General features: G+C 67.9%; 5 protein-coding genes. 3 read left to right on the forward strand and 2 right to left on the reverse strand.

All coding sequences use genetic code 11. The annotated features are described in order from the left end of the window. Window positions 1-70 precede the first annotated feature (70 nt). Window positions 71-3,880, forward strand: coding sequence for an ABC transporter ATP-binding protein (locus BKH33_RS11825; protein ID WP_076142769.1), 3,810 nt, complete (start codon window positions 71-73; stop codon window positions 3,878-3,880). Between the two features lie 1,060 nt (window positions 3,881-4,940). Here the strand turns inward: BKH33_RS11825 and BKH33_RS11835 are convergent. Together BKH33_RS11835 and BKH33_RS11840 are read right to left on the reverse strand one after the other, a co-directional pair. Next, window positions 4,941-6,170 carry a glutamate--cysteine ligase gene (locus BKH33_RS11835; protein WP_198482863.1) on the reverse strand — a complete coding sequence of 410 codons (1,230 nt, stop codon included), beginning with the start codon at window positions 6,168-6,170 and terminating at the stop codon, window positions 4,941-4,943. 55 nt (window positions 6,171-6,225) lie between these two features. After that, window positions 6,226-7,524 carry a class I SAM-dependent methyltransferase gene (locus tag BKH33_RS11840; protein ID WP_043538901.1) on the reverse strand — a complete coding sequence of 433 codons (1,299 nt, stop codon included), beginning with the start codon at window positions 7,522-7,524 and terminating at the stop codon, window positions 6,226-6,228. A 333-nt stretch (window positions 7,525-7,857) separates the two neighbouring features. Between BKH33_RS11840 and BKH33_RS11845 the strand changes: the two genes are divergently transcribed. Together BKH33_RS11845 and groES are read left to right on the forward strand one after the other, a co-directional pair. Further along, window positions 7,858-8,529 carry a SanA/YdcF family protein gene (locus tag BKH33_RS11845; protein WP_003781112.1) on the forward strand — a complete coding sequence of 224 codons (672 nt, stop codon included), beginning with the start codon at window positions 7,858-7,860 and terminating at the stop codon, window positions 8,527-8,529. 250 nt (window positions 8,530-8,779) lie between these two features. Then, window positions 8,780-9,076 carry a co-chaperone GroES gene (groES, locus tag BKH33_RS11850; protein ID WP_003781116.1) on the forward strand — a complete coding sequence of 99 codons (297 nt, stop codon included), beginning with the start codon at window positions 8,780-8,782 and terminating at the stop codon, window positions 9,074-9,076. Window positions 9,077-9,130: the final 54 nt, after the last annotated feature.

The following is a 9,130-nucleotide window of genomic DNA, read 5'->3' on the forward strand; positions in this document are numbered from 1 at the left end:
GAGTAAGGTGTGCCTTATTGAGTTCTGAAACACCTTCAGAATTAGAGTCGACGGAAGAACGAGGCACCTGATGAGCACGCAGGCACAGCGGCCGGCGCCAGGGACGTCGCCGCAGACGGCACCGCAGTCGTCTTCGCGGCTGTCGCAGCCTTCGACGGGCCCCGGAAGAGCCGGGGAGTCGGGCGAGCAGGCGAGGAGGAGCAACGCCCAGCGCTCCCGTGAGGGGCAGGCCGCCATCGCGCGCCTCGGCGCTCCCGTGCGCACCCGTCTGCGGATCGGTCAGGTCCTCGTCCTGCTCTCCGCCGTCCTGGCGGCGGCGCCCTATATCGCTCTGGTCCAGCTCGGCGACATTCTGCTGCGCGCCTACCGGGTGGGTGTGAGCCCTGAACCGCAGCAGGTGCGTTCCGCCGTCATGCTGCTCGTGAGCGTCTACTCCACCCGCCTGCTGCTGTACTTCCTGGCACTGCTCATCACTCACCTGGCCGACCTGTCCCTGCGCGACCGACTGCGGCGCGACATCGTCGAGCGCATCTCCCACGCTCCGCTGGCCTGGTTCACCGCCTCCACCTCCGGGCGTATCCGCAAGGCCGTCCAGGATGACACGACCTTGGTCCACACCGTCATCGCCCACGGCCCCGTTGAGCGTCTCAACGCCGTTGTCACCCCGCTGGCGCTGCTCGTGTGCGCCTTCTGGATCGACTGGCGCCTTGCCCTGCTGGCGGTCTCCACGCTCGTCCTCTACGTGCTCACCTACTCGGTCTCCATGCGCGGCATGAATGAGAAGACCGTGGAGATGGACCGAAAGCTGGCGGCCATCTCCTCCACCATGGTCGAGTTCGTCTCCGGTATCGGCGTGGTCAAGGCCTTCGGGCGCGTGGGGCGCGCCCACTCGGCCTACCTCGCCGCCGCCGACGAGTTCTCCGCCTTCTACCGCGCCTGGGCGATGCCCCTGGTGACCGTCACCTGTCTGTCCTTCACCTGGGTCTCGATCCCCGTACTGCTCCTGGTCAACCTCGGTGGCGGGGCGTTGCTCATCCATACTGGTGCCGTCACCCTGCCCCAGGTTCTGGCCACGACCCTCGTCGCCCTGGTCCTGCCCGCCGCACTCATCACCATTGCCTCGATCTCCTGGTCCTACCAGCTCGCCGGTGCCGCGGCCCTGCGCCTGTGCGAGGTTCTCGACACCCCTGTGCTGCCAACCGCAGACCGCCCCGAGCGGCCTCGCACGGCGCTCGTCGAGATCAGCGGTGTCTCCTTCTCCTACGGGGACACCCTCGCCGTCGACGACGCCTCCCTCGTTCTGGAACCCGGCACCGTCACCGCTCTGCTGGGCCCCTCCGGCTCGGGCAAGTCGACGCTGGCCACTCTCATCGCACGCTTCGCCGACCCGGACGCCGGCGCCGTACGCATCGGTGGCGTGGACCTGCGGGACATGGACGAGCCCACCTTGTACTCCACGGTCTCCTTCGTCCTCCAGGACGCCCAGCTGCTCGGCACCACCGTGCGGGAGAACATCGCGCTCGGACGCCCCGACGCCGATCTGGAGCAGGTGCGCGACGCTGCCCGCGTGGCCCACATCGACGAGGAGATCATGGCCCTGCCGGAGGGTTACGACACCGTCCTGGGACAGGACACGGCTCTGTCCGGTGGGCAGGAGCAGCGCATCGCCATTGCGCGTGCCATCCTGCTGGACACCCCCGTCATCCTGCTCGACGAGGCCACCGCTATGGCCGACCCGGAGTCGGAGGCCGAGATCCAGGAGGCGCTCAGTGCCCTGGTTGAGGACCGAACTGTTCTGGTCATCGCTCATCGTCCGGCCGCCGTGCGCGGTGCCGACCGCATCGTCGTCATGGAGCGCGGGCGCATCGTCGCTTCCGGCAGCCACGATGATCTGGTCGACGAGCCCCACTACCGCGCCCTTCTGCGCCAGACCGGCGAGCTCGGCGATGTCTCCGCCCTGGCCGGTCACGGACCCGTCGCCGCGCCGGACGGTCCCACTCGGGCAGGTGCCGGATCGAAGGAGGAGCCTCCCGCCGCTCTCAGCCCGGACGCCGGCGTGGAAGCCGACCGTCCACGGCCCGTTCCTCCGGTACTGACACCGGAGGCCGAGACCTCCAGGGGTGCGAGCTCCCTGCTGGCCCGCTTCCGCAGGCTCATGCTGGAGTCCTCCTGGCGCCAGACGCGTGGCTGCCTCATGCTGGCAGCGGCCAACGGCATCGCCTCCGGGGCCGCACTGGTCTCACTCCTGCCCGCCTCGGTCGCGCTGGGGTCCGGTGCGCCCCGATGGGGGCTGTCCTTCGGCGGTTGGCTCGTCACCTTCGGCATCTGCGGCGTCGTCGCCGCTGTCACGGAGTTCCAGGGGCAGCGGCGGGGAATGTCCGGAGCCCTCGGCTTCATGCACGATGTTCACCACGCGGTCGGAGACCGGATCGCCCGCCTGCCCCTGCGCTGGTTCAACGCCGACTCCGCCGGCACCCTGTCGCGGGCTGTCAGCCAGGAGATGGTAGCCCTGGGGGAGTCAGCCGCCCACTTCATGTACATGCTCACCTCCACGAGCGCTGCCTGCGTGGTCGTCTGGGCCGGATCCTGGGCCTGGGACTGGCGCTTGGGCCTGCTGCTGACCGTGGCCGCGCCCCTGTTCGCCGGGCTGGTGCGTGCTGCGCGCCGTCTGCTGGACCATGGCAAGTCCGTTTCCGAGCCCGCCGAGCGCGAGCTCGCCACCCGCATCGTTGAGATCGCCCGTTGCCAGGGCGCCCTGCGCTCGTGCCGAGCCGCCACCGGCTACAGCCGCCTGGCCTCCGCCTTCGACGACGGAGCCCGCGCCTCGAGGCGCTCCCTGTGGTGGGAGACCGCCGGCAACGTCGTCAACGGCGCACTGAGTCAGGTCATCGTCGTCGCCATGATCGCCCTGACCGCCTCCTACGCGGTCTCCGGCACCATGGAGCCGCTCGTGGCCGTCGCCATCATCGGCATGTGTCTGCGTTTCACCACCATGCTCGACGACATTGGTGCATCCGTCATGGGTTTGGAGGAACGGCGTCAGATGATGAACCACCTTGACGCCGTCATGGACGCCGAGCTCATGGCCGAGCCCGAGGCTCGTGCCATGTTGCCCGATCCTGGCGCCGTCGAGCTCAACGATGTCGTCTTCGGCTACCGTGCCGACGAGCCCGTCCTGGGTGGAGTGTCGATGAACGTGCCCGCGCGCAGCATGTGCGCGATCGTGGGCCCCTCCGGCAGCGGCAAGACGACTATCGCCCGCCTCATCGCCCGCTTCTGGGACACCGGCTCCGGGACCGTGCGCGTGAGCGGCACCGACGTGCGCGACATGCCGACCGCCCAGCTCATGGAACAGCTCTCTATGGTCTTCCAGGACGTCTACCTCTTCGACGACACCCTGGACGCCAACGTCCGCATCGGCGACCCCGCGGCCGACGACGAGCAGGTGCGCTGGGCTGCGGACCTCGCCGGCGTCACCGAGATCGTCAACCGTCTGCCCCACGGCTGGAGCACCCGCGTGGGAGAGGGTGGGCGGGCCCTGTCCGGCGGCGAGCGCCAGCGCGTCTCCATCGCTCGGGCCCTGCTCAAGCGCGCACCGATCGTCCTGCTCGATGAGGCCACCAGTGCCCTGGACGCGGAGAACGAGGCCAATATCGTTGCCGCGATGCAGGAGCTGCGGCGCACCTCGACACTTATCGTCATTGCCCACAAGCTCGAGACGATCGCAGCGGCCGACCAGGTCATCGTCCTCGACGACGCCGGGCAGGTCGCCCAGTGCGGGAGCCACGAGAATCTTGTGGAGGTGGACGGTCCTTACCGGAGCTTCTGGGAGCAGCGCACCCGGGCGCGCGGCTGGGCACTCGTATCGCGGGCGGAATGATCGACCCGGAGACCGTCAACCGCGAACAGGGGGAGACTCTGAGCCCGTGCCTGCTCGGAGTCGGAGCGAGGCTCGGGGACGGATGTCATTCTTGACTTCTCAGTAATGGACTGAGGCTAGCGTTTCAGCGGATTCATGGCGTTGATTCGTTCAACGATACGCTCTGCGCGGGCCTCAGTCCGCTTACGGAAAATTCCTTGGGCAACGGCTCCTTGGAAGGACAATCCGCTTGTCGCCCATGGCGACGTTGACTGCGCCAATCTCTTTGAGGGTTCCTCGCTGGATCGTAGTGTCGCCATGAAGGCGGCGAAGCCGATCAGGGGGTGGCGTCGACCAGGCCTGCGAGGGCGCTGCACGTCATGATGAGCCGCCCTGGGCGTACGTCAGGGGCACGCCGTTCTCCGCGAGTGGCTGTAATGGGGCGTTCGTGCCGCTGGGGCGGAGAATCTCGGAGGAGGGCTGAGAGGGAAGTGAGGTCATGGGCGCGAATGCAGGCTGTGCATTTTTGAAACACAGTCTTCCATAATATTATCGCGACAATAATTTGATGACGTGGAAAATGTGTGCTTCAGGTGGGTGTGGCAGAGGGTGACTTAAGCTTAATGGTGTTTCGGGTTTGCGTGGACGTGAATTCCATTGCGTGGGTGGGCCTCGAGGTGAGAAATAGTCTGCATTGTTCCTAATGTTCGGTGTCGTGCTTTGCTGTGGCGTCAGTGAGCGCTATTCTTTTCCGCATTTTCCGATACTTGTTCCACGGGAAGAAAAGGAGAATTCGTGTCCGCTCTTCCTGCTGCTGTGCACGTCGACCCCTCCGCCCGTGTGCTCACCGCCAGCTCAGCAGCACTCCGGGGAAGGTTCGGAGCGCTGACCATGTTCGTGATCGTCGGGCTTGTGAGCGTGTGTCTGTGGGAGGGATATCCAGTGGACCTGATGTCACAGTCCCGCAAGCTGCCCGTGATCGCGATCATGGGCATGGTCGCGTGCGCCATCGGGCTGCCGCTGAGCCGGAACCGGGGCACCCGATGTCGGTAATGTCCGGCAAGCCACTGACAAGCGGGGCTCAGGGCTTGGCAGCCAGCGAGAGCACCTCGGTGGGGCGCAGGGGCCTGCCGGCGCGGGCCTCGGCCAGCAGCAGCCTGACGGCCGCCTCTCTCTGCCCTCCATAGGCCCCGACGGCGGCGATCTGGCGTTGGTAGGAGGCTCCCGTCTCCAGGGTAGCGCGCACGGAGTCCAGCTCGGCGGCGCAGCCGAGATCCTCGGCGACCGGGGCGAGCTCAGTGAGCATCCGCTCAACCGTGTCGCTGACCAGCTCCTCCTCGCCGGCGGAGTTGACGATGAGGATCGCGTCCATGCCGTAACGGGCTGAACGCCACTTGTTCTCGGCGACGTACCAGTCGGGCATCGCGTCGAGTTCCTCGCCGCGGTCCAGGGTGCGGGAGAAGGATTCCACGAGGCACTGGGTCAGCGCTGCGATCCCGGCCAGCTCGGTCAGGTTCGTGGCGGCGTCGCAGGCTCGCACCTCGATGGTGCCCAGACGCGGTGAGGGGCGCACGTCCCAACGGATCTCGGTGAAGTCCTCGATGACGCCGGTGTGGACCAGGTCCCCGGTGTAGCTCTCCAGCTGTTCCCAGGTACTGAACTGCTCGGGGGCGCCGGCGGTGGGCAGCTGCTGGAACATCATGGCCCGGTTGTCCGCGTATCCCGTGTCCGCGCCTGCCCAGAAGGGAGAGGAGGCGCTCAGGCACTGCAGGTGAGCGGTGCGCGTGAGCAGGGCCTTGAGGATCGGTAGGACCTTGGCCCGGTCCTCGACCCCGACGTGCACGTGGGTGCCGAAGATGAGCATCTGGTGGCCCCACAACCGAGTGCGGTCCACCAGGCGGGCGTAGCGCTCGGCGTTGGTCACCTTCTGCACCAGCGGGTCTGCGAAGGGGTGGGTGCCTGCCGAAGCCAGGTCCACGCGCAGGGGATCGGTGACCGGAAGGACGCGGTCGAAGGCGAGGGCGATGTCCTCCACGCACTCTGCGACGGTTCGGCGCGCCCCGGAGACCAGCTCGATGGTGTTGAGCATCATCTCGCCGTGCATGTGCGGATCCGGGCCCACCTTCTGGAGGATCTCCTCGGCGCACTGGCGCAGGTCGAGGCTGTCGCGGTCGATGAGCGCCAGCTCCCACTCCACCCCCAGCGTGGATCGCTCCGATCTGGTGAAGGGCAGGGACTGAGGCCGGCGGGCCGGCGGCAGGTCCGTTGTCGTTCCGGCGGCGGATGGGGTGCTCTGGTTCGTGTCCTGCATGTCCTGGTCATCTCCTCGGGTCCCTGACGGGGGGCCGGCAGGTGGATGCGGTGGGCTAGTCGTCGGAAGGCGCGTCGTGGATTCGGGACGTTGACGAGTCGGTTGATGGCCCCCTGGAGATGGGGTCGACGACGAGGACGACTCCCTTGGCCTTCTCGCCCACACGGGTCAGAATCCAGGTCTCCGACTCCTGACCGCTGAGTCTCAGTGAGGTGCGCAGCGCGTCGGGTGAGACGTCGACGCCGCGCTTGAGGATCTCCAGGCTTCCGACCCCCAGCTCGCGGGCTCGGGCCCGCAGTGTCTTGAGTCGTAGTGGCAGGATCTCGGTGAGCCGGAAGGAGCGCACGAAGGGGGTGGTTGCCTCATCAGGGAGCCGCTCTCCCGTGAGGTAGCCGATCCGGGGCCCTACCGGCCGGGCGTCCAGGCGCTCACAGAGGTGGGCGACGAGCCCTGCGCGTACGGCGGCGCCGTCGGGGACGTGGATGATGCTGCCCAGGTCGTCGGGCGAGCTGATCGGGTCGACCTGAACCGGAGGCTGTGAGGGGTCAGCGGTGCTGGGGTCGACCAATGTGCAGGTGTTCACACCATCCGTCCCTGAGCGCATGATCAGTGCGGAGTGCCCGGGCCCCTCCGGGGCGAGCGGACCGCACCAGATGGCGGCTTCGACGACGTCGCCGTCCACGCTCACCCACTGGGTGTGGGAGTCCCGCGGCAGCGCGGCATGGTCGATGCCGGGGGCGACCTTGATACCGAGAGCGGGCACGGACTCACGCAGCGCGAGTACCCGGGACAGAGCCGGCGACCACTGCTCCGGATCAGTGATGCGCCGCCCCTGGGCCCGGCGGGCAGGGTCGGCGAAGACGGCGTCCACCCCTCGCTCGGCCAGGTCGATCTCAAGGGCGTCGGCGCACTCGACGCTCGCATGGGGGAAGGGCATGAGGTTGATGGTGGCCAGAGCGGCTGCGGCCTCATCGCGGTCAACGGCGAGTACCGGCAGGTCGAGCCCGGCCAGGGCGACGGCGTCGCCACCGATCCCGCAGCCCAGGTCCGCGACCTTCGTCACGCCCGCGGCCGCATAGCGGGCGGCGTGGTGAGCCGAGACGGCGAGTCGGGTGGCCTGCTCCAGGCCGTCAGCGGTGAAGAGCATCTGCTGGGCGAAGGGCCCGAACTTTGCTGCGGCCCGGGCGCGCAGACGCTGCTGGGTCAGCGCTGCCGCCACCAGGGCGGGGGAGTGGCCCTCCTCTCTCAGGGAGCGTCCCAGCGACAGAGCCTCGGCCGGGTCGTACGGGGGCAAGGAGGACAGAAGCTCCCAGCCCTCGGGCGTCAGAAGGAGCGCGACGTGGTTCTCAGCCATCACCCCAGATCATTCCATGGTGAACCCGTCAGTGCGCGTGATGTTCGCTGGGTGGGGTGCGAGGAGGGGCTCTCGGTACCTGTCGGGCAGGCGAGCGGGGAGGGCACTGTGCATGGAGTCGTGGGTAGGGTGGTGAACCGATGTCCGCATGCCTGCGGAGCCGGACGGCCTTGGATGGGGAAGATGGATGGGGAGTCGATGACTGACGAGGAACCGCGGCTCGGGGGTGGTGCCGCTCCCGGCGACGTCGCCGAAAGTGAGGGTGCTGATGGGGACGACCCACAGGCGGCACCCCGCTCCGTGAGCCGTCGCAGGGCCCTTCTGCGGAGACTGATGCGGGTCTCGTTGGTCGTCGTCGGGGTCCTGGGGCTCATCACGGTCGGTGCCGGCACCTGGGCCTGGACCGTCAGTGCCGGACACATCGAGGTCGCCGGTGAGAGTGCCGACGGCGCCAATGCCGCCCGGGCCCCGGTGGCGATCGTTCTGGGAGCCGCCGTTCACGCCGACGGCCTGCCCTCGCCCTGGCTGGCCCACCGTCTCGATATCGCCGCCGACCTCTACACCAGTGGCCGCACCGAGGCGATCCTGGTCTCCGGGGACAACCGGCGCGTTGGGTACGACGAGCCCACTGTCATGCGCAACTACCTCATCTCCAAAGGGATCCCCAGCCAGGCGATCGCCCTGGACTACGCGGGCTTCGACACCTACGACACCTGCGTACGGGCTCGCAGGATCTTTGGGATCGAGCGCGCTCTGCTCGTGACCCAGGACTTCCATGAGCCGCGTGCGGTCGCCATCTGCCGCTCGGTCGGCCTGAGCGTCGACGGCGTGGGTGACTCACGGGCCCGTCATGACCGCATCAGCTGGGCCGTCAGCTGGACGCGCGAGCGCCCGGCCACGATCAAGGCCGTCATCGACGTCGTCTCCCGGCGTGATCCGACCCTGGGGCACCGTGAGACGAGCGTTGCGGAGGCCATCAACTGGACCCGGGAACACCGGCGCTGACGAGGACTGACGCCCATGGCGAAACCACCGCCGCGCTTTGGCACTCGCATTGACTGAGTGCTAACGCCGTCGTAGATTCTCCGTCAGGCGCAGCGGAGTGCCTGCTCCGGTCCTGAGACGCGGGCGGGTACCTTCTGCGACTCGCACTCCTGCATCGTGCCGGACCGGCCCCCGCGACGGCGGTCGGGTACGCCTCGGGAGGGCGATCAAGCCGTTCTACTGCACGTTGAAGAGAAGGAGGAGGTCTCCAATGTCGATCTCCATCAAGCCGCTCGAGGACCGCATCGTCGTCCAGACCGTTGAGGCCGAGCAGACCACCGCATCCGGCCTGGTCATCCCCGACACCGCCAAGGAGAAGCCCCAGGAGGGCAAGGTCGTGGCCGTGGGCCCCGGTCGCGTCGATGACTCCGGCAATCGCGTTCCGGTTGACGTTGCCGAGGGCGACGTCGTCATCTACTCCAAGTACGGGGGCACCGAGGTCAGCTACGCCGGTGAGGACTACCTCATTCTGTCCGCCCGCGACGTCCTGGCGGTCGTCACCAAGTGATCCGCTGAGGCCGTGTGCGCCAATCGGCGCCGCGACGTGTTGAAGGGGAGGCAC

The organism is Actinomyces naeslundii, from assembly GCF_001956585.1.
Taxonomy (GTDB): Bacteria; Actinomycetota; Actinomycetes; order Actinomycetales; family Actinomycetaceae; genus Actinomyces; species Actinomyces naeslundii.